16 protein-coding genes, 1 tRNA gene and 1 pseudogene are annotated in these 20,791 nt (G+C 47.2%); 3 read left to right on the forward strand and 15 right to left on the reverse strand.

Annotation, left to right across the window (positions count from 1 at the left end):
- Positions 1-3: 3 nt before the first annotated feature.
- The 8 genes and pseudogenes from ACES2C_RS08780 to ACES2C_RS08815 all read right to left on the reverse strand — a co-directional run bounded on the left by ACES2C_RS08780 (position 4) and on the right by ACES2C_RS08815 (position 9,068).
- Complete coding sequence (locus tag ACES2C_RS08780) at positions 4-795, reverse strand: UbiA family prenyltransferase (RefSeq protein ID WP_374166576.1); 792 nt, start codon at positions 793-795, stop codon at positions 4-6.
- Between the two features lie 129 nt (positions 796-924).
- Complete coding sequence (locus ACES2C_RS08785) at positions 925-2,241, reverse strand: metallophosphoesterase (RefSeq protein ID WP_374166577.1); 1,317 nt, start codon at positions 2,239-2,241, stop codon at positions 925-927.
- Between the two features lie 48 nt (positions 2,242-2,289).
- Positions 2,290-3,786 carry a sigma 54-interacting transcriptional regulator gene (locus ACES2C_RS08790; protein WP_374166578.1) on the reverse strand — a complete coding sequence of 499 codons (1,497 nt, stop codon included), beginning with the start codon at positions 3,784-3,786 and terminating at the stop codon, positions 2,290-2,292.
- A 75-nt stretch (positions 3,787-3,861) separates the two neighbouring features.
- Positions 3,862-4,958: pseudogene (locus ACES2C_RS08795) on the reverse strand (VWA domain-containing protein).
- 285 nt (positions 4,959-5,243) lie between these two features.
- Positions 5,244-6,143, reverse strand: a complete 900-nt coding sequence (locus ACES2C_RS08800) for a carbohydrate kinase (protein ID WP_374166579.1) — start codon at positions 6,141-6,143, stop codon at positions 5,244-5,246.
- Between the two features lie 55 nt (positions 6,144-6,198).
- Positions 6,199-7,080, reverse strand: coding sequence for a cupin-like domain-containing protein (locus ACES2C_RS08805; RefSeq protein ID WP_374166580.1), 882 nt, complete (start codon positions 7,078-7,080; stop codon positions 6,199-6,201).
- 74 nt (positions 7,081-7,154) lie between these two features.
- The gene (hemW, locus tag ACES2C_RS08810) at positions 7,155-8,288 is read right to left on the reverse strand and encodes a radical SAM family heme chaperone HemW (RefSeq protein WP_374166581.1); all 1,134 of its coding nucleotides are present in this window, start codon (positions 8,286-8,288) and stop codon (positions 7,155-7,157) included.
- A 285-nt stretch (positions 8,289-8,573) separates the two neighbouring features.
- Positions 8,574-9,068, reverse strand: a complete 495-nt coding sequence (locus tag ACES2C_RS08815) for a DUF4142 domain-containing protein (RefSeq protein ID WP_374166582.1) — start codon at positions 9,066-9,068, stop codon at positions 8,574-8,576.
- 195 nt (positions 9,069-9,263) lie between these two features.
- Between ACES2C_RS08815 and ACES2C_RS08820 the strand changes: the two genes are divergently transcribed.
- Positions 9,264-9,695, forward strand: a complete 432-nt coding sequence (locus tag ACES2C_RS08820) for a nuclear transport factor 2 family protein (protein ID WP_374166583.1) — start codon at positions 9,264-9,266, stop codon at positions 9,693-9,695.
- Positions 9,696-9,751: 56 nt separating this feature from the next.
- Here ACES2C_RS08820 and malQ read toward each other — a convergent pair whose 3' ends face one another.
- From malQ to glgX, 7 genes are all read right to left on the reverse strand, one after another.
- Positions 9,752-10,984, reverse strand: coding sequence for a 4-alpha-glucanotransferase (malQ, locus tag ACES2C_RS08825; RefSeq protein WP_374166584.1), 1,233 nt, complete (start codon positions 10,982-10,984; stop codon positions 9,752-9,754).
- Positions 10,969-13,980, reverse strand: coding sequence for a malto-oligosyltrehalose synthase (gene treY / locus ACES2C_RS08830; RefSeq protein ID WP_374166585.1), 3,012 nt, complete (start codon positions 13,978-13,980; stop codon positions 10,969-10,971). The genes malQ and treY overlap by 16 nt, the downstream gene beginning before the upstream one ends.
- A gap of 561 nt (positions 13,981-14,541) precedes the next feature.
- Positions 14,542-14,614, reverse strand: a tRNA-Thr gene (locus tag ACES2C_RS08835).
- 98 nt (positions 14,615-14,712) lie between these two features.
- Positions 14,713-15,114 (reverse strand): DUF3459 domain-containing protein, encoded by a 402-nt coding sequence (locus ACES2C_RS08840; protein ID WP_374166586.1) that lies wholly within the window; start codon positions 15,112-15,114, stop codon positions 14,713-14,715.
- On the reverse strand, positions 15,012-15,590 hold the full coding sequence (locus ACES2C_RS08845) for a hypothetical protein (RefSeq protein ID WP_374166587.1): 579 nt from the start codon (positions 15,588-15,590) through the stop codon (positions 15,012-15,014). The genes ACES2C_RS08840 and ACES2C_RS08845 overlap by 103 nt, the downstream gene beginning before the upstream one ends.
- Positions 15,545-16,552: an alpha-amylase family glycosyl hydrolase gene (locus ACES2C_RS08850; RefSeq protein WP_374166588.1), complete on the reverse strand. Its 1,008-nt coding sequence runs from the start codon at positions 16,550-16,552 to the stop codon at positions 15,545-15,547. The genes ACES2C_RS08845 and ACES2C_RS08850 overlap by 46 nt, the downstream gene beginning before the upstream one ends.
- A gap of 2 nt (positions 16,553-16,554) precedes the next feature.
- Positions 16,555-18,687 carry a glycogen debranching protein GlgX gene (glgX, locus tag ACES2C_RS08855; protein WP_374166589.1) on the reverse strand — a complete coding sequence of 711 codons (2,133 nt, stop codon included), beginning with the start codon at positions 18,685-18,687 and terminating at the stop codon, positions 16,555-16,557.
- A 213-nt stretch (positions 18,688-18,900) separates the two neighbouring features.
- On the opposite strand from glgX, the gene ACES2C_RS08860 reads away from it, so the two are divergent.
- Both ACES2C_RS08860 and ACES2C_RS08865 read left to right on the forward strand, forming a co-directional pair.
- On the forward strand, positions 18,901-19,836 hold the full coding sequence (locus tag ACES2C_RS08860; RefSeq protein ID WP_374166590.1) for a hypothetical protein: 936 nt from the start codon (positions 18,901-18,903) through the stop codon (positions 19,834-19,836).
- Positions 19,837-19,859: 23 nt separating this feature from the next.
- Complete coding sequence (locus ACES2C_RS08865) at positions 19,860-20,699, forward strand: hypothetical protein (protein WP_374166591.1); 840 nt, start codon at positions 19,860-19,862, stop codon at positions 20,697-20,699.
- Positions 20,700-20,791: the final 92 nt, after the last annotated feature.

Below are 20,791 nucleotides of genomic sequence, written 5' to 3' on the forward strand. Positions count from 1 at the left end.
GGCTCAAAGGATCAGATTCAGAGCCAGCACGCAGAGGTATTGAAGTATCATCATCCCGTCTAGATAGAAGAAGTAGTAATACTCCGTCTTTTTAGCTGCGGACTTAAAGATGAGCCAGCCAGTTAGAACGATAGTAAGGCTAAGTCCCCAAAAGTTCGCGTCGGGAACCTTGGTAAAAAGCAGGAGGAGTGCAATGTAAGCAAGAAGGAGTATCTGGCAAAAAAGATATGCCTTCCTTTCTCCGAGCATTACCGGTATGGTCTTGAGGTGATGGTTTCGGTCCTCAAAAAGGTCGCGGATATCAAAGGGAACCGTAATGGCTGCGATAAAGAGGAAGCGTTTGCCAACCAGCAGGATGGTATCTGCTGCTGAAATTGTGATTTCATGCCGTGCTGCTGTCTCTACAATTGGCAGCAGTACGCAGCTGAGCGACCATATTGTCGCAATAAGAAATAACTTGAGTCCCGGTATATTCCTAAGCCCGAATCTTTTTTCATTCATCGAGAAGAGCGGCAGGTTGTAGGCTACGGAGATTACCCCAAGGAAGAATAAAAGGACAAGAGACGAAACAGACAGGAACAGGGTGAGGGGGATTAATGATATGATGGCGATGATGGTTAATGTGACAGTAAGCCGGTAATGACCAAATATCCATCGCACTCGCCGGAAAGGTGACTTCTTGGGCTCTTTTGGCCTTGATAGCAGCATACTGAAGTTGTATAAAGCCAGGGTAGAGCAGAATAAGAGAGCAAGAACATGCTGGTCGGGCTTTATGCGAAGCAGCTGGTATGTCACAAGCGCTTGTGCAACAGCACAAAGAGCAATAAATAGATTACTGAATAGAAGAAAATCTGCGCATTGTCTAGTGGTTTTTATTAATAATATAGACTTGGGGTCGGGCATGTAATGTCTTCTAAATGAATGCTATGATCGCTTTAATTCAAATATCGTAATTTCAGGCAAAATTCCAACGCGCCCTGGGTAGCCCAAAAATCCGTATCCTACATTGACGTACAGCTGCTGTGTCTTTTCTTTATAAAGGCCTGCCCATTCCTTGTAAATGTACTGCACAGGACTCCACTGATATTCCTTCGTCCTTACTCCAAATTGCATACCGTGAGTATGGCCGCTGAATGTAACATCGATGTCGGGCCGATTTAATATCTGAGCACGCCAGTGTGAAGGATCGTGGGACATCAGTAATTTTACAGGTGCATCATCTGTGCCTTTTACTGCGAGATCGAGCCGCCCATGTCTTACAAAACGACCAGCTCCCCAGTTTTCAACGCCCAGTATTGCTATTTCCTCGCCGCCTACTTTAAGGCGCCTGTTTTCATTCAGGAGCAGGTCGTAGCCCATGGTCCTGTGGATGCTTTTAATGGCCGCCAGGTTTTTTGCCTTCGCAGGAGAGGGATCACGTCCGAAATAATAGTCGCCATAGTCATGATTACCCAGGACAGAGAAGACCCCCAGAGGTGCCTTGACTTTTGAAAAGATATCCTGATAATCTTTCATTTCACTGGCGATGTTATTTACGAGGTCGCCTGTGAAAAAGATAAAGTCAGGTTTTTCTTTTAAAAGCATTTCAACTCCCCCCAGCACAGCCTTGCGGTTATAAAAGCTGCCGGAGTGGATGTCTGATATTTGCCCCAGCTTTATTCCGTCGAACGCCTTTGGAAGATTAGGGAGGTAAAGTGTCTGACGTTTTATGCGGTAGTCATAGCCTCCTTCAACTATTCCCCAGGTAAGCGAAGCAAATGGAATAGCAGCCACCGCTATACCCGCTTTTACCAGGAACTCAGATCTGCTTATTTTTTCCTCTTCTTTTCTTTCAGGCAAAGAGGCATGTTCTGCCCGCTGTTCGCGTTCAGCACCCTCGCTTTGCAAGCCTTGTTCAGGGGCGCTTTTATACTTGCTGTACCGCGCTTTTCTCCTGACCCAAACGATGCCCCTTCTGATGTCGTCCAGAAATAGGAATGGAAGGAAAAATACCTTGGTTACAAAAGTGATGAAAAAAGCGACCAGGATAATCGCCCGCACAGACAGAATCAGGTTGAAAAATATACTGGCGAACACGCCGAGGATGAGAAGTGCAGTGTAGCCCCACCAGATAAGGTTGAGAAAGCGATTTGTTTTTTTAGCTTTATTTCTGCGTATTTCTGAGATTGCGTTAAAAATATACCAGTCAATAAGGAGCAGCAACGCGCTGATGACGAGCAAAGGGATGATTCTGTCGGACATGTTTATCTTCTACTAAGTACTTTCTGCTTAGAAAGGGTAAAGTTGGGATTATTCTTCATAGTTTCCTTCATCCTCATCGAATTTGGCGTTAAAAAGGCTTTCGAACATGTCCTTGAATGAGTACCCGCCATCGAGTGGCGACTTACTGATCTGCGAGAATTCTGAGAGACCGTGAAGGAGGAATTCCATCAAAAGAAGGCGCTGATTTTCGCTCAGGCGAGGGTGGAACTGTTTTACCACTTCTTTAAGTCCGGGTACGGATGCAAGCGACTTTTTATACTCGTTTAGGGATTGATTGTCACGAATATCGAGTGTGTTGCCGGAACCGAACCAGTTGATAATACTTGTATACGGATTTTCTCCCTTTGATCTTTTCGTCTTTTCGGGATCTGGAAAATATTGCAGCATCAGGGTCTTGATTGCTTTGCCTACGAGGATGTGTGCAACCTTCGCAGAGCCTTCCTGTTCTCCCTCATATACCAGTTCGATCTTTCCTGTAATGGCGGGCATAACTCCAACGAAGTCGCATATTCGTACGAATGTTTGGTCTTCGCCATTGATCAGCATCCTCCTTTCTGCATTTGAAATGAGGTTTTCATATGCTGATATTGTCAGACGGGCAGAGACGCCAGACTTTTTATCAATATATTCGGAATTCCTGGCTTCAAAAGCAATTTGTTCCACCAGGTCTTTTACCAGGCCATCTGCTTCAATTTTTTCCCGCTGTGCTGGAGTCAGCGAAGCCTCCTGCTGGGTGATCTTTCTTGATATCTCAACACTCCTTGGATAGTGCGTCAGGATCTGACTTTCAATCCGGTCTTTTAAAGGGGTGACAATGGAGCCGCGGTTGGTATAGTCTTCGGGATTCGCTGTAAAAACAAACTGGACATCAAGTGGAAGCCGTAATTTAAAACCTCTTATCTGAATATCCTTTTCCTGAAGGATATTAAATAAGGCAACCTGAATGCGGGCCTGCAGGTCGGGAAGTTCATTAATGACAAATATGCCGCGGTGGGCCCTCGGGATAAGGCCAAAATGGATGACCCGTTCGTCGGAGTAGGTGAGTTTAAGAGTAGCAGCCTTTATGGGGTCAACGTCCCCGATCAGATCAGCGACGGTAACGTCAGGGGTTGCCAGTTTTTCGGTATATCTCTCCGATCGGTGTAACCAGGCGATAGGGGTCTCGTCGCCCTTTTCTGCTATCTGTTGTCTGGCGAACCACGAGATCGGGTTAAACGGATCGTCAAAGAGCTCAGAGCCCTCTACAAAGGGTACGTATTCGTCGAGCAGGTTCACCATCAGGCGTGCGATCCGCGTTTTTGCTTGTCCCCGCAAGCCCAGCAGCAGAATGTTGTGACGCGAAAGAATGGCAGTCTGAAGATCAGGCATGACGGTGTCTTCATAGCCAATGATGCCTTCAAACCCCGCTTCCTTGTTCTTCAGCTGATCGATTAAGTTTTCCCGGAGTTCCTCTTTGATGCTCCTGCTTTTGTATCCTGATTTCTTTAGTTCTCCGAATGTCTTTATATCTTTTAATGTACTCATGTTTGCTCGTTAGTCTTTTTTTCGTTTTAAGAAATAGTTGGTTGATCGGTTTTCGCACTGAGCCGTACGGATTCGCTAACGTACTGTCCTTCTCCGGTTCCGGATATAGTCTTCAAATATGTATTCTCCCAAACCTTTCAGGGAACTATAAAAGGCTTTTCCCCCGTTGATTTCAGTGAACTTTCTTACAAATTGCTGAAGGTAGGGATCCCGGGCAATCATAAACGTAGTAATAGGAATATTAAGACGCTTGCACTGCGCTGCCATATTAAGGGTCTTGTTCACAACCTTACGATCAAGGCCGATACTGTTTTTGTAATACCGTGCTCCTTCTTTCAGACAAGTGGGTTTCCCGTCGGTGATCATGAAGATCTGCTTGTTGGTGGTCTTTCTTCGCCTTAGAATGTCAGTAGCCAACTCAAGTCCCGCGTAGGTATTGGTATGGTAGGGGCCAACCTGCAGGTAAGGAAGATCTTTCAGTGCTATAGGCCAGGCATCATTACCAAAGACGACTATGTCGAGTGTGTCTTTAGGATACTTCGTTCTGATCAGTTCGGCCAATGCCATAGCGACCTTCTTGGCAGGCGTAATGCGATCCTCGCCGTAAAGGATCATCGAGTGAGAAATGTCGATCATAAGGACCGTAGAGGTAAGGGTTTTGTAATCTTTTTCCTCCACTTCCAGATCCTTTTCAGTAATCGCAAAATCGTTGATGCCATGGTTAATCTGGGCGTTATGAATAGAGGCCGTCATGTCGATCTGATCCAGGCTGTCTCCAAACTGGAACTCCCTTCTGTCTGCATTTTTTCTTCGCCCGGTCCCGACAGATTGCTGTGGTGGCTCCCCTTGCCCGACTTCTTCAGCTTACCGAAGATCTCTTCAAGCGCGGAGCGTCTGATGCTTTGTTCAGTCTTTCCGGTTATAGCGAAACCGCCGTTGTCCTTATCCCCATCGATATATCCTTTCTGCCTGAGATCCTCGATGAAGTCGCCCATCCCATATTCATCGGTAGTGATGTTATATTGCTTGTCGAGCTCATTCATCCAGGCGAGCGCTTCATTTGCATCTCCTGAAGTGTAGTTAAGAAGCTCTAAAAATAATTTAAACAACTCGTCAAATCCGCCTTTCGGTAGCTCATCTGGCAGATATTGTGAAAAAGAGTATCCCCGCATATATTCCTTGCCTTTCAGTTAATGATAACGCAAGTTCTAAGTTAATAGTTTCAGCAGCAGGCGGTGTTTGAGTTTTGTCAAAAACCAGTGAAACCGGGAACCTGGGATTGGAGGCCGGAGCGCTTGTTCTGTAAAAGCGGAATAAGGCAGGCAGCAATTCGGGCTGAGCCCGAAAGCAGGGGGCTTTCGTAGAGAAAGACATTGATGAGCTCCATGTTTAAACCCTGATGAAAGTGCGTTGAAAGTTCTTTGGGCCGTTTAGAACTCAGAAAAATCTGCACGCGTTTACTGTTGCGGCTCGGGATTTAAGTGCAGGGAATGATTATTGATCTCGTCAGCACTGTATTCAGGATTGGCTCCCGCGCGTGACGCTACGATCGCTCCTGCAGCGCAGGCTCGTTCCAGTACCAGCCACGGACTTTCCCGGGCAAGAAAGTTCCTTACGAAGGTGGCAAGAAAGGCGTCGCCGGCACCGACTGTGTCGGCTACTTTTATCCTGAACCCCGGGTGCCGGTATATCTTATCTTTGTAAAGTACCATCGCACCATGTTGACCCATGGTCAGACAAATGGTGCCGACTTCACAGGCTGTACTCAGTTCAGTAATGAGTTCCGCGGTTGTTTCAGAGCTGAGGTCATAGAGCTTTACTAGGAAGGCCAGCTCGTCTTCATTTATTTTCAGCACATCAGTATTGCTGAGCAATACTGAAAGAGTTCTGTCGTCGAAATGAGGAGGGCGAAGGTTCATGTCAAATATCTTCACCTTTGATAGGCTCAGGAGCTTCAAAAGCGTTTCCCGACTGGTGGGGAGGCGGCTTGCGAGGCTTCCGAAGACTATCGCGTCGGCTTGTCTTGCTGCCGACTCGAGGTCTTCCCTGAAGATGATCTCGTCCCAGGCGACTGGCCTGGTAATGGTGTAGGTGGCATGTCCAGCCTTGTCAAGCTCTACTTCCACCTGGCCAGTAGGTAAGGCCGGGTGAGTTTGTATGAGACCTGTATTCAAGCCGTATCCTTTTATGAAGGAAACAAGGCCGGAACCGCTTTCGTCCTGACCAATACTGCTAATGAGGCGGCTTTCAGCCCCCTGCCGGTGGAGGTGCAGCGCTACGTTCATTGGGGCACCGCCGGCCTTCTTTCCCGTTTTAAAGTTGTCCCAAAGGATCTCGCCGAAGCATGCAATATTCATAATTTTGAATTTCGATGTTACTAATATTGGGTTTAGTCCGAAGCCGGACCTAAGATTACATCGGCCGGCCTTCTGCTAATGCTTTTTCCGCCCGTTTAATGGCGAGTCTCTCCTTCCACGACATGTATTTGCTGCTAAGGTTCTTTTTCATGATGTCATCGAATTTTCGCTGGATCGTGAGATTATACAAACTTTTAGCTTTTACAGCCAGCGACTTGTCCCATGCTCGGAGCGAAATGGAAAAAGATCCGTCCAGGTATTTCATCCAGTGCCACATGCCGGTTGGCATGAACAGAGTGTCTCCATGTTCTAAAAATGCCTCATAACCTTCAATTCCTCTCAGAGCGGGAAATTTCGTAAAATCAGGGTTGGTGATATCGTAATCCTCGAGGGCATAAGTTGCAAAGGGGATACAATAGAGCCTTTCTTTCCATTTATAGTCGAAAAGTATGATGTGCTTCCTTCCCAGGAAATGGGTATGGAAGATGTGTGCGAGGTCAATGTCGTAATGAAGGAAGGTTACCGATCCTTTTCCTCCGAAGAACATGTTAGGATAACTGTCGAGAAAGCCGCCTATCAGCTCTTTGGGTGCCCGATAGTCTTCCAGCGGGCGGGGGGCATGTTTGATCGGGTCGAAAAGAAAGATCCTCAGGTCTGTAGGCTCTTTTTGTATCAGGTCAATGTAGTCGCCGAATTTCATTTCAGCGGCGGCTGCATTAATAGGCTTCGAAGGGTCGGCTTTTGAGCTGTCGTATAAGGGTACTGCGATGTCGCCCACCGTTTCCTTGAGATAGTCGAATGTCCATTTTTCAAAAGCCGGCCAACGCTTTGCCATGTTTTTTATCACAACTGCCCTTCTGGGGAGGAGGTAGTTCTTTACAAAGTCTTCTTTACTGATGTCTTCAACGATGTCAATTGGTGTAAGTTTTATACCCATGCAGATGTATTTAAATTTCAAAATTAAGCACCGGCTTGCGGTTAAACAAGGGAAACGAAGACAGTACGCATTTATTATTCTTCCTCTGTGAAGAGGGATGCAGCAATGTGATCGGCAAAGAGCTTGCCCTGTAAGGAGAGTGTAACAATATTATCTGCGATGTCCAGCCAGCCTTTTTTAGCAAATTCTTCGAGTTGGTGTTCAACCTGCAAGCGGTAATGATGCCCGAATTCCTTTTCTATTTTCAGGAGGTCCATCCCCCACATTGTTCTTAGCGAGGTCATAATGTACTCGTTCACCCTGTCTTTGCGTGTTAGTGTTTCCCGCTCAGCCGCGATGAGTCCTTTTGAAAGGCTTTCCATATAACGGGCGTTATTCGCAATATTCCAGCGGCGCTCCGTCCCGTTAAAGCTGTGTGCCGAGGGGCCGATACCCAGGTAGGAAACGCCTTTCCAGTAGCTTGTGTTATGTCGCGAATAGAAGCCTGGCTTAGCAAAGTTGGATATTTCGTAGTGGTCAAATCCTCTTTCCGTAAGAGCTGCAATCAGAGCGAGGAATTGAGAAGAGCTTTGATGGTCATCCATGTCCGGCTGTTTCCCTTTTTTTATAAAGTGAGCAAGGGCCGTTCTATGCTCTACGGTCATGGCGTAAGCAGAGAGGTGGGGGACGCCGAGCTCAATGACCTTTGCGATGTTGCTGGCCCACTTTTGATCACTAAGAAGGGGATAGCCGTAAATCAGATCCAGTGTGATGTTCTCAAAGCCAGCGTCCTGAACTCTTTTTACCGCCCCGTCGGCTTCAGAGGCAGTATGTGCACGGTTCATCCAGCGCAGATCTTCTTCGTAAAACGACTGTACGCCTATGCTGAAGCGGTTGATAGACGTTTGTCTTAGTGCTCTCACCTGCTGCTCGTCCAGGTCGTCCGGGTTGGCTTCGAGCGTTATTTCCGCTGACGCTGATACCCAATGAAGCGCTGAAATGTGATCGATAAACTTCTGAATTTCCGAGGATGAGAGTATAGAAGGAGTGCCGCCCCCAAAATAGATTGTCTCAATAGGCGCGCCCGCCAGATGACCTTTTTGAAGTTCTAGTTCGGAATGCATGGCCTGGATGACCTCCTGACGATACTTTACCGAGGTGGAAAAATGGAAATCGCAGTAAAAACACGCTTTCTTACAGAATGGGATATGAAGATATATTCCGGCCATCGATGCTCTTTCATTTGCAAACTTAGGCAAAACGGCTCATAAAGACGTACAACAGGAAAATATTGATGAGCAGGCTGTGAGCTCTTTATGAAGGCGATGCGAGGCCTTTTGATTAGAAGCGCAAAAAGACTTTCGCAAAAAACGTGCATTAGCTGTACGCACAAAGGCGATGGAAGTTAGATGAACGTTCTTTGTGTCCACTTAAAAACAAATAGACTTTCACAAAAAAAGCCGCCCGTACGGCGGCTTGCAGATAGTTAGTTAAAGTTCAAGGATGTGTTCTGACTAGTCGTTAAACATTTTATCAAGCGCCTGAGCTCCTGTAAGGTGCTCTCTTAGTTTATCGACTTTGCTTGCTGCAAATACTCTGATGGCTTCAAGATCGGCGTGGCCGGCGCCTCTTTCAAATAGTTCGACGGCTTCTTCGTGAGAGTCTTCCATCATGCTCGCATACTCTTTCTCAAACTGAGCAATGTCTGTAATTCCGTTTAATTTATTGTACATTTCCTGGTGTTTGGTCGCCATCGCGGTAGGAACAGTGAGATTGTTTGACTTTGCCGTAGCCGCAAGCTCAAGTGAAGCGGCTGTGTGATCCGTTATCATATGCTCAGCAAAATCGTCAATGCTCTGGTTTGATGAGCGGTCTCTGGCAAGCATGGACGACTGAATTTCAAACATGTTGGAACTTGCTGCTTCGTTCACAAATACCTGGCTTTGGATCATGTCGTCGTCATCATCGTCACTACAGGAAGGAAGAATAGAAACGCTACCTAGTAGCATTAGTAATAAATAAGTTCATTTTTTCATAGGTAAGTATTTAGTAGATGTTTTTAAGATATCTGCCTTTGGTTAACATAGGGCGAACGCTTTGGTTTACCTAATTTCAAAAACGGGTAGTTACCTGCAAAAAAAGTAGGATCTGAGTCAGAAGGATTGCCATTTTTCTATAAGTTTGGCTTTAAATAAATACGAGTTATGAGGAAAATTGCGCCTGTAGTCTGTTTGCTGCTCATGATGTCTTATCATCTTGTAGCACAGACCAAGAGTGAAAAAGAAGTTGCGGCTGCTGTAGAAACGCTTACGAAAGCAATGATAGATGGTAACCGGTCGGCTTTGGAGGCAGTCGCCTCTAAAAATCTGAGTTACGGTCATTCGGGCGGTAAGGTGGAGGACAAAGCGACCTTTGTCGAAAGTATTGCAAGTGGCAAGTCTGATTTTGTTACAATAGATCTGACTAATCAAACGGTGCAGGTATCCGGAAACACTGCTATTGTGAGGCATCACCTCGCTGCGAGTACCAATGACGGGGGAAAGCCTGGTAACGTTAGCCTTAACATTCTTCTTGTGTTTCAAAAGCAGCAGGGAAAGTGGCTGCTGCTTGCCAGACAAGCAGTGAAGGCTCAATAGTTTGTAATAAGAAGAACGGCGTTAATTGTTTAGCGCCGCCCTTCTTTTTTATACTGCTACCATCGTCCGTAGATTCGGACCCACTCCCTCAGCAGTTCTTCTTCCTTCTTCCCTAGCTGGCCTGGCTTGAGCCGCCAGTTCCAGTTGCCTTCGGAAGACGCGGGACTGTTCATTCTGCTCTTTCTATCTAATCCCAGTATGTCCTGCAAGGGCAGAATTGCCACTTTTGCTACTGAGGCGTAAGCCATCCTGCCTAATACTTCATGAACGTTGGATGCCTTTACTTTAGACCCTGTATAGTCGTTCAGGTTTTTCCTGATGACTTCGGTCGCATCGTTTTCATACCAGCCCCTGGTGGTATTGTTATCATGAGTGCCGGTATACACGAAGAAGTTTTCGGTGAACCGGTGAGGAATTGCCACAGCCTCGGGCATATCCTCTCCAAACGCAAACTGAAGGACTTTCATGCCCGGAAAGCCAAAGCAATCCCTAAGCGCGTATACGGGAGCATCGATATCGCCCAGGTCTTCAGCAACAAATGGCAGTTTACCCAGCTTTTTCAGGAGGATCTTGAATAAGTCTTTCCCTGGTCCGGGTTTCCACTCACCGTTTTTCGCCGTCTCTTCACTCGCGGGAACTTCCCAATAGGCTGAAAACGCCCGGAAGTGGTCAAAACGGAGCAGGTCGAATAGCTCGATGTTCTTTTTAACCCGCTGAACCCACCAGTCATAGCCCTGCTTTTTCAGCACATCCCACTTGAACACTGGCATACCCCATAGCTGCCCGTTCTCGTTAAAGTAATCGGGAGGAACTCCTGCTACTCCGACCATGTGGCCCTCAGCGTCGAGACTGAAAATCTCAGGATTTGCCCAGACGTCTGCGGAATCGTAGCTTACATAAAATGGCATGTCACCAAACAGCTGTATTCCCAGGTTGTTGCAATAGCTTTTCAAGTCATGCCATTGCTCGTGGAAAAGAAACTGCAGGAACCTGGTTTTCTCAAGCAACTCCTGGTTTTCCTGCCTGAAGGTTTGCAGTGCGTCTCGATTTCTCAACTTGTACTCATCTGCCCACTGGAACCATGCTTTCCCTTCATTTTTTTGTTTTAACACGATATAGAGGGCAAAATCCTCCAGCCAGGCGGCTTCCCTGTGGCAGAAAGAGGAGAATTCTCTTTTCAGCCTGCTGTGTTCTCCCTCCTTGAAGTTCCGGAAAGCTTTTTCAAATAAAATATCCCTCAGCTTTTGTGCTCCTGAAAAGTCTGCTTTTGACTTTATCGGAAGAGCCATCTCCTCTGTTTTTTTCTGCCCAGCAGTCCATTCTGGACAAGTAGTTCTGGACTGATCAAAAGCGGATTGCCTGCCATGCTCGAGTATGAGCTATATGGCGAGTTGCCGCTTCCCTGCTCTGTTGGCGAGAGTGGAAGCAGCTGCCAGAATTTCTGACCGCTGCTGGCCAGGAAGTCAGCGAAACTTTTCGCTCCAGGACCAAAGTCGCCTATGCCGAATGACGACGGCAGCGACGTAATATGCATCAAAATGCCGGCAGCCCTGCCTGAGGACTTTTGTTCGAACTTTATTACTGCAAATGGCAGGTCTCCAAAGACATCGTTGATTAGGATCTCTTCATTAGAAGTGCCGGTTACTCCTTTCCTCAGCAGGTGAGTCCAGTCCTGCGACGCCAGTTGAGGCAGGATCACGCGTGTGTTTTTCCAGTCGATCCCCGCTATTTCAAGGTCCTCCTTGCCGAGCATCCTGGCAACGTGGAGAGGCACCATTGTGACATAGAGACTTTGCTGATGCCGGCGGGCGAAGGCAAAGATGTTGTCTTTATACTTTCCTTTGACCTTTAGCGGGATATACTCGCCTTTTGCAAAGACCTCGTAGTTTGCCCGGCGTTCCTTTAGCAGAAGCTGGGTCAGCCACAACTTAGGATGTCCCTCATAGCGCTTTTCCCAAAGCCAGGAAGTAAAACCCTGCTGATGCTCACTATTTTCAACTTCTTCAAGCAGCTTCGTCCGAAGTTTGTAGTCGACTGCTCTACGGTTGTCGGGGTCCACCATGCTCAGGTCCCAGAGCTCGCAGCCCTGATATACGTCGGGTACGCCCGGACACATAAACTTGAGGATAAGCTGGGCTAAGGAGTTGATAACCCCAAGATCAGCGATTTTCTTGTGGAAAGGTGCAAAGCTCTTCCAGAAGGAAGAAGTCTTGTCCAGAAGCTGTACAGCAAATTTTTTCGTAGCCTCCTCATAGGGGGCATTGGGACTGGTCCAGTTTGAGTTTTGTTTGGCTTCCCGCAGGGCTTTCTCAATGTAATTCTGTATCCGCTCCTTAAATTCATCTTCACTTTGGCCTGGCATAGGATATGAGCCGATAAGGGTTTGGTAGATCAGGTACTCGTCATTTTCGTCTGGCCCCTCGCCCTCCTTCAAACCGCGATTAAGCTCGAACCATTCGCCGGTCTTCTGAAGCCATTCTGCGGGGACGTCGCTGAGTACATTCAGTCGGGCTCTTACGTCTTCGCCTCGTTTCGTGTCGTGGGTAGAAGTAGCGTTCAGGGATAAGGGAAAGTTCTCCTGTCGCTCCTGCATTTTCCCGTGAAACTCGTCGGAGCTCATTCCGAATGCTTCCGGTGAGTCGCCAACTTCATTATGGGCTATGAAACGGTTGTAAGTGTACATTAAAGTGTCTTCAACCCCTTTGGCCATCAGAGGGCCGGTGAACTGCATGCAGCGCTGGTAGAAATATAGAGCCCGGTCGTTATACTCGTCGTCGCCATTCCGCGGCTTCTTAATCAGGATGTCTTCAAGAACGCCGACTGCTGCGCGTAATTCAGGCTTTTCCTTTCTGATTCTTTCCAGAATTGTCTTTAAGGCGCCTTCTTCAGTCTTTGAAAGAGGGAAGCTGTTGCCATAGTACCGGTATATAGGGCACTGAATGAGTAATTCCCCGATTGCTGATTTAAGATCCCCGTCTTTTATGAGAGCGGCCGACTTGCTGTCCAGGAGGTCGGAGTTGAGGAGGAGCCGGTGAAGGTTCTCCAGTTCGCCGGCCATGTGCTGGTGAAGGATGTAAGCTTTCTTCGTATAGATCTGTTCCTGAACTTCCGCGTCTTCGCTCACAAGGGTGCTATAGAATTCACTGAACGCTGTTTCACTTTCTTTAGCAGTAAACACGTTATTGACAAGAGAAAGGAAGTCGTAACCTGTATTACCTTGGATAGGCCAGTGCTGTGGAATTTGTTCTCCGGGTTCAAGTATCTTTTCAACCACGATGTAGGTGTCGTCTCCGGCGAGTTCACGCAATTTGTCAAGATAGCCGCTCGGATCAAACAGCCCGTCTACATGGTCTACGCGCAGCCCGTTTATAACGCCCTCTTTCAGTAATGCTTTTATAAACTGGTGATAGGTATCGAAAACCTGCTCATCCTGGATGTTCAGACAGATGAGACCGTTAACGGTGAAGAATCTTCTGAACGTGATCTGCTGGTCTGTTTCCTGCCAGCTGCACAAGCGATAAATCTGTTCTTCTGCCAGTTGACTGAGCCGATCTTTGTCGTTATTGATATTTTCTATGCATTTTTTTATGTATCCGGCAGTTGCGTCGTTCTTCATAAAGGCTGACAACTGAAGAAGAAATTCGTTCCAACGATCGGTATACTGAGTTGCATCTTCGATCTGATGGATTTGATGCATTTGTGAAAGTACCTGACTTAGTCCTTCAGACGGCTGTTCGTCGCTGTTGTTGAGGATCTCCTCATAAGACCTTGGATTTAAAGGATAGTAGTTGTCATAGTAATTGAAGACGAGCCGGCCTTCCTGATAGTCGACTTTTAATTCGCCCTTTTCTATCACTTCGTCGAGTGGTGAGCCAAGGAAGGGTACCATCATCCGCCCCCTGTAAAGCTCGCTGCTAAGGGCTGTATCGAAGAAAGGGGCATAGGTGGATTGAGGTCCTTTTTCGAGGAGATCCATCAGCCAGGGGTTGTGTGGCGAGAAAGCCATGTGATTAGGCACGATATCCTGAAGCCAGCCGATTCCCAGTTCTTTGAGGCTCCGGCTCAGTTCCCGGAGCTGTTCTTCAGTGCCTACCTCGGGATTTATCACATGCGGGTCCAGCACGTCATACCCGTGGGTACTTCCCGATGTAGATTTGAAAACTGGCGAAGCGTAGAGGGTTTTGATGCCGAGCTTTCGCAGGTAGGGGATGACTTTCTCCAAGTCGTGAAAAGTAAAGTCCTTGTGAAATTGTATCCGGTATGTTGAGACAGGGTTTGACGACATGGTATTCTGCTATTATTAGTTACAAAGAAACGCTTTCTTAGACATTACAACCGAATGCGAAAACGCTTGTTTTATTTATTTGTGAAGTTGAAAAACACTTGCTACCAGGAACCACCGATCCGTCTCTGCAATTCCGCCGTTTGAAGATTTTGTTGTTACTCACCTTGCGCTTCGCGGAACAAAAGCGGGTGGTCATAACCCAGGACTATCGTTTTCGATCGTTGACCGATCACCACTACGAGGTTTGCGGCGATGGGCATGCTTGGAGGAGTGCTGAAGATTATTTTTAGGAACGGTGCCCAGGTTTGTTCTGCCTGCCGCTACACGGTCAGTGCCGGCTGAGCAGAATGCGGTTGCGCTCAGATTTTAAACAGTTGAGGATATGAATTGAAGGGGACTTTGCAGGCAATTGGGGATGCACGCAGGAATGTCAGCTTAAGCGAAAAATAGATTTTGAGGAACACATCGGGAGAAGGAAGGACGACAGATGTCGTTGTAGCAGGATTCGCTCTTTTTGAAAATCAACTGTCGTACGGAAATTGTCGGTGATCTGGATCTGAGAGCCGATGACGGGGATCGAACCTGCGACCTACGCGTTACGAGTGCGTTGCTCTACCAGCTGAGCTACATCGGCTTTTGTTAGGTGGCTCCAAATGTAATAATTGTGTTTAGTTTTTAAAATAAATGTGAAAAAAGAAGCAGGCTGGCGACCATGCAGCCTGCTTCTATGATTTAGTGCCCTTCCAATACGAGGATAGATTCGGGCCTGAGGGTAATGGTCTCTCCTGCTGTAAAATCGTCTGGAAAGTCGTGATTCCCGTGCCATTCGGTGTCTGCGGAATGAATGATTTTTGTCCAGCTTTCCTTAAATTCGGGCAGCATAATTTCTTGTTCCTTCTCCGAGAAGTTCATGAGGCTGACGATGTTCTTTTGTTCGTTCCATCGGTAAAGTATAAGGGTCTCGGTGCTTTCGTCGCAGGAAACTTTCATGTTTTGCCGATCGGGGCTTTTTAACGCCGGGTGAGTCTTTCTCAGAGAGATAAGTTTTTTATAATAGCTGAGAACCGTTCTGTGCGGTTCCTGCTCGAGCACCTGCCATTGAAGCTTAGAGTCTTCAAACGTTTTTTCGGACACGGGGTCAGGGGCCTCCCCTGGTTATGAAATGCCTTAAACTCTTCTTTCCTGCCTTTTCTGACAGCGTCAGCGAGCTGAGGATCGGTGTGACTCACGAAGTAGAGGAAAGGGTGCGGCTCTACCCATTCTTCTCCCATGAACAGCATGGGCAGATACGGACTGAGTAATGTAGCACCGGCTACAAGTTTCTTCATTTCAAAACTTAACAGTCTGTTGATCCGTTCGCCGCACATGCGGTTGCCAACCTGGTCGTGATTTTGTGAGAAGACGACAAATTGCTTTCCCGGGTTCTTTTCAGCCTTGATTCCGAAAAACTTTTGCCGGTGTTCTGAGAATTGTCCGTCGTACACATAGGCGTCCTGATAGGACTTAGCGAGATGCGACACGCCGTGAAAGTCAGAATAGTACCCTGTCTTTTCTTCTCCGGATGTTACCCTGAGGGCATGGTGGAACTCGTCGATCCATTGTGCGTCCATTCCATACCCCCCTGGTCAACAGGATTGATAAAACGAGTATCGTTCAGATCCAGCTCTACAATGAGGTAATGCTTCTTCCCGGTTTCTGCAATTATTTTGTCTGTTTCCTCGCGTATTTCACGGAGGATATGAACAGGACTGAAGTCTTTAATGGCATGAACAGCATCCATTCGCAGTGCGTCAATGTGGAAGTCACGGAACCACATGAGCGCATTTTCTACAAAATACTGCCGCACTGCGTAGCAATAGTCGTCGTCGAAATTTACAGCGTTTCCCCAGGGAGTATTGTACTTGTCGGTAAAGTAGGGTCCAAATTCAGGGAGATAGTTGCCCTCGGGCCCGAGATGGTTGTACACCACGTCCAGTATCACGGCTATATTCTTGCGGTGGCAGGCGTTCACCAGGCGCTGAAGACCTTCTGCTCCGCCATAGGTATGCTGCACGGCAAACGGAGCTACCCCATCATAGCCCCAGTTTCTCGCGCCCGGAAATTCAGCGACGGGCATGATTTCAATAGCGGTTATTCCAAGTTCCTTGAGGTAGTCGAGTTTTTCTTCGATTCCCGCGAATGTCCCTTCGGGCGTAAATGTTCCGGTGTGCAGCTCATATAAAATATACTCGTCAAGGGGATAATTCTCCCAATTGCCGTCAGACCAGGTAAAGGCGCTGAGGTCGACAGCAAGTGAAGGGCCATGTACCCCCTCTGGCTGCCCCATAGAGACCGGGTCGGGAAGGTCTCTTTTAGCGTCCAGTCTGAACTTGTAAAGGTCGCCCGGCTTAATCTCATCGCTGATGAGCGTCCAATAGCCTAATTCCTGTTTTTCCAGCGGCAAGGCGAGCTGCTTATCCTGCAAAACAATTTCTGCTTGACGTGCATTCGGTGCCCACAGCACAACCTCTGCTTGTCCCCGGCTGGTAAATTTTAGGCCCGGGCGGTAGTTGTCTAATACTCTGCGATCCATTCTTACTTTCTCAAAGGTTGTTTTAGCAGAACTACCGACCTGCTATCCACGTGTATGGAATCTCCTGCTTTAAATGCCTCTCCTTCTTCTTCGATCATGCCCAGGCTGGTATCGAGTATTTTAATCCACTCGTGACCGTACTTTGATGGAGGAAGGACAAAATGCAGCGGTTCATAGTGCCCATTAAATATTACATAGAAGCTGTCATCCTGGATCAGTTCACCCTTTGGTCCCAATGACCTTATTCCCCTGCCGTTTAGAAAGACACCAAGAGATTTAGCAAAGCTTGTATTCCAGCTTTCATCCGGCATCTCTGTGCCCTCTGGTAGAAACCAGGCGATGTCTTCCAGTCCGATTCCTTTGATCGGCTGGCCGCTGAACCAGCGCCGGCGTCTGAATGCCGGATGCTTTTTCCGGAGATGGATAAGTTTCTGTGTAAACGCCAGAAGTTCTTTGTCAGCCTCTTCCCAGTTTAACCAGGAGATTTCATTATCCTGACAGTATGCATTGTTATTCCCGCCCTGCGTGCGGCTAATCTCGTCGCCGGCCACAAGCATCGGAACACCCTGAGAAAGGAAGAGCGACGTCAGGAAATTTCGTTTTTGACGCTCCCTTAACTCGTTGATAACTTTGTCGTTAGTTGGGCCTTCTGCACCGCAATTCCAGGATCGGTTATGGCTTTCTCCGTCATTGTTGTCTTCTCCGTTTGCCTCGTTATGTTTTTCATTATACGAAACGAGGTCATGAAGAGTGAATCCATCATGAGCTGTTATGAAGTTAACACTGGCAGTCGGACGCCTGTAGTCGTCTTTATACAAGTCGGAGCTGCCCGTAAATCGTTCAGCAAACTCACCAAGCATGCTGTCGGCTCCTCTCCAGTAATCGCGGAGGCAATCACGGTACTTTCCGTTCCACTCCGCCCATCCTGGAGGAAACTTGCCTACCTGATATCCGCCTTCTCCAATGTCCCATGGTTCGGCAATAAGTTTAACCTGCGATATGGTAGGGTCTTGGTGAATAATGTCAAAAAATGACCCGAGCCGGTCTACTTCATGAAGTTCCCGGGCGAGAGTAGAGGCAAGGTCGAACCGGAAGCCGTCCACATGCATTTCTGTAATCCAATAACGCAAGCTGTCCATAATTAACCGTAGGACACCAGGCATCTGCGCATTTAGTGTGTTGCCCGTGCCGGTATAGTCCATGTAGTATCGTTTGTTATCCTCGGTGAGCCGGTAGTATGATGCGTTATCGATTCCCTTAAACGACAGCGTCGGCCCCAGTTGATTTCCTTCAGCCGTGTGGTTGTAGACCACATCCAGGATCACTTCTATCTCCGCTTTATGAAGAGCTTTCACCATTTCCTTAAACTCCTTTACCTGTTCTCCCAGCACTCCTGAACTGGAGTAACGTACATCCGGAGCAAAGAAGCCGATCGTGTTATATCCCCAATAATTAGTGAGTCCTTTATCTACGAGATACGAATCGCGTACGAAATGGTGTACAGGCATCAGCTCCATAGCAGTAACGCCCAGCTCTTTTAAGTATTGGATCGTTACGGGGTGGGCGAGTGCGGCATAAGTCCCTCTGATGTTTTCAGGAATGTCAGGATGGAGCTGAGTAAAACCCTTCACGTGAGTTTCATAAATAACGGATTTGTGATAGGGCAGTCGGATGAGCTTGTCGTCCTCCCAATCAAAGTGAGGATCAATGACAACGGATTTGGGGATGTAGGGCGCGCTATCTTCATCGCTGAAGCTGAGGTCAGCATCTTCATGCCCGATAATGTAGCCAAACAGGGAATTGTGCCACTGTATGGTGCCTGAGATGGCCTTGGCGTAAGGATCGATAAGTAACTTATTCGGGTTGAACCGGTGCCCATTTTCAGGTTCATAGGGGCCATACACTCTGTATCCATAAAGTTGCCCCGGCTTTAATCCAGGGATATAAGCATGCCATATATGATGGGAGCGTTCTTTGAGCCTGATTTTTATACTTTCAACAGGTTCTTCTGTGTCTTTGAACAGGCAGAGGTCCACTCCCTGCGCGTTTTCGGCATATAGTGCGAAATTAACTCCTTCGCCATCCCACGTTGCGCCTAAGGGATATGGAGATCCGGGGTAAACAGTTGTATTCATATCGAAATACAAAAGCAATAGGGGCGGAAAATGTTTCGAAAATATGGAGGAATTTGCTTGTTATCAGTTGTTAAAGGCTACGTGCGTCTTACGAATCAGAGAGGCGTCAGACCTTCCTATAAATAACTACGATTATTTTAATTAGTGATCAGTGTCATACTTTAATACTAAAAATATACAGTCTTTTGTAAAATACATTTAATCCGGTATTTAATGAGTCACACATTTCATATCCCGGTTTTGGGGCTGGGATTTACTATAGACACACCACTAAAAGTAGCTAGGTACGGCATTTCTTCTGTTTTGTCGGTTGTTGATGATATCCTTATTGAGCGGATGAGAGAGTTTTATGCTCAGAAGGATGATGAGGTCTTTGTGCCGATAAAGGCGGGTGAGCCGGATTCGCGTGCGCGCCGCATCACGGCCTATCTCAATATGATTAACCGCAAGGTTAATCAGCAGTTTGATGAACTGCGTGCTCAGCCCTTTGAAGAGGGGACTGACATTACAAGATATTTTGATCTTCTTCCTGATACCTCTGTCCTGAAAAGCAGGTACGTAGAAATGATCGCGACCCAGGATGCCGCGGTAAAAAGGAGACTGGAGCTGGCCCTGAGGGCAGAGATGGAAAAGGGAGCCATCGATGTGAATATCATGTCGAAGGTTGATAAGATGAACTATGCAGCGAATGGCGAGTTGCTTGGAGAAGAGAACAGCGACGCTTTGGCTGCATTAAGAGGGTTTGCAAATAGCGACCTTAACTCTTCGATTATTTTGTCTGCCGGGATGAACCCCCGCTTGTATAGTTACCTCGAAAACTTTAAAGACTTTTTTCCCGACGCAAAGGGAAGGCTGAAGAAGAAGATCGTATTAAAAGTGAGCGATTTCCGCTCAGCGTTCATACAAGCTAAATTTCTGGCGAAGAAAGGCCTGTGGGTGTCGGAGTTTCGCATTGAATCAGGATTAAACTGCGGGGGGCATGCTTTTGCTACAGAGGGCTATTTGCTTGGACCAATACTCGAAGAGTTTAAGAGCAAAAGACAGGAAATGATTGCGGATGTTTTCAGCCTGTTTCAGTCAGCCCTGATCGCCCGGGGAACCGTAGTGGATGAAGCACCAAAGATGCGTATAACCGTTCAGGGGGGATAGGAACCGCTGAGGAGAACAACTTCTTGCTCAATTATTACGAGCTCGATGCAACAGGATGGGGAAGTCCGTTCCTGCTCGTTCCCGAAGTGACAAATGTCGACGAGGAAACGTTGGAGAACCTCATTCATTCAGATGCCTCCGACTTCTATATCAGCGCCGCATCGCCCCTGGGAATTCCGTTTAATAATTATAAAAAAAGTACGGCCGAACTGCAGCGTGTAGAACGGATTGAAAGGGGACGGCCGGGAAGTCCTTGCAAGAAGAAATTCCTCGTGTCAAATACCGAGTTCACGAGTGAGCCGATCTGTACGGCGTCGCGTGAGTATCAGGATCTAAAGATTAAGCAGCTCAAAAGTCAGGGTCTTTCAGAAGAGCAGTATGAGTCGGAATATCGTAAGGTTACCGAGAAACTTTGCCTTTGCGAAGGTCTTTGCACTTCTGCGTACATAAAAAATGATATTCTGAAGCCGCGGGAGAATAAAGCTGTTGCAATTTGCCCCGGGCCGAACCTTGCGTATTTTTCCCGGGTATTCTCTTTGGATGAGATGGTAAAGCATATTTATGGCAAATTGAACCTGTTACACGGAGTCAGCCGACCGAGTATCTTTGTGAATGAATTGAAGTTGTATGTTGATTATCTTAAAAAGGATATCGTTCAGCATATGAAGAGCCTCGATGCTAAGAAAATTAAGCAGCTGGAGAAATTTAAGGAGCAGCTCCTGTTGGGAATAGAATATTATAAGAAGTTAATCGGGCACATTAATAATCAGACAGAGCAATACTTGAAGAAGCTGCTTGATGACCTTTTAGAGATCGAAGCTATGTTGCGCCAGGTAATTATCGGCGATGTAGTGGAGGCTTAACTGCTTCTTAACTTGAAAGAATACGGGCATCCTGAATAAGGGTGCCTTTTTTTGTTTCTTGCAAGGTGAGTGCAATTAGCTTAGAGCGAGAA

The sequence above is a fragment of the Arcticibacter sp. MXS-1 genome, assembly GCF_041902385.1.
Taxonomy (GTDB): domain Bacteria; phylum Bacteroidota; class Bacteroidia; order Sphingobacteriales; family Sphingobacteriaceae; genus Arcticibacter.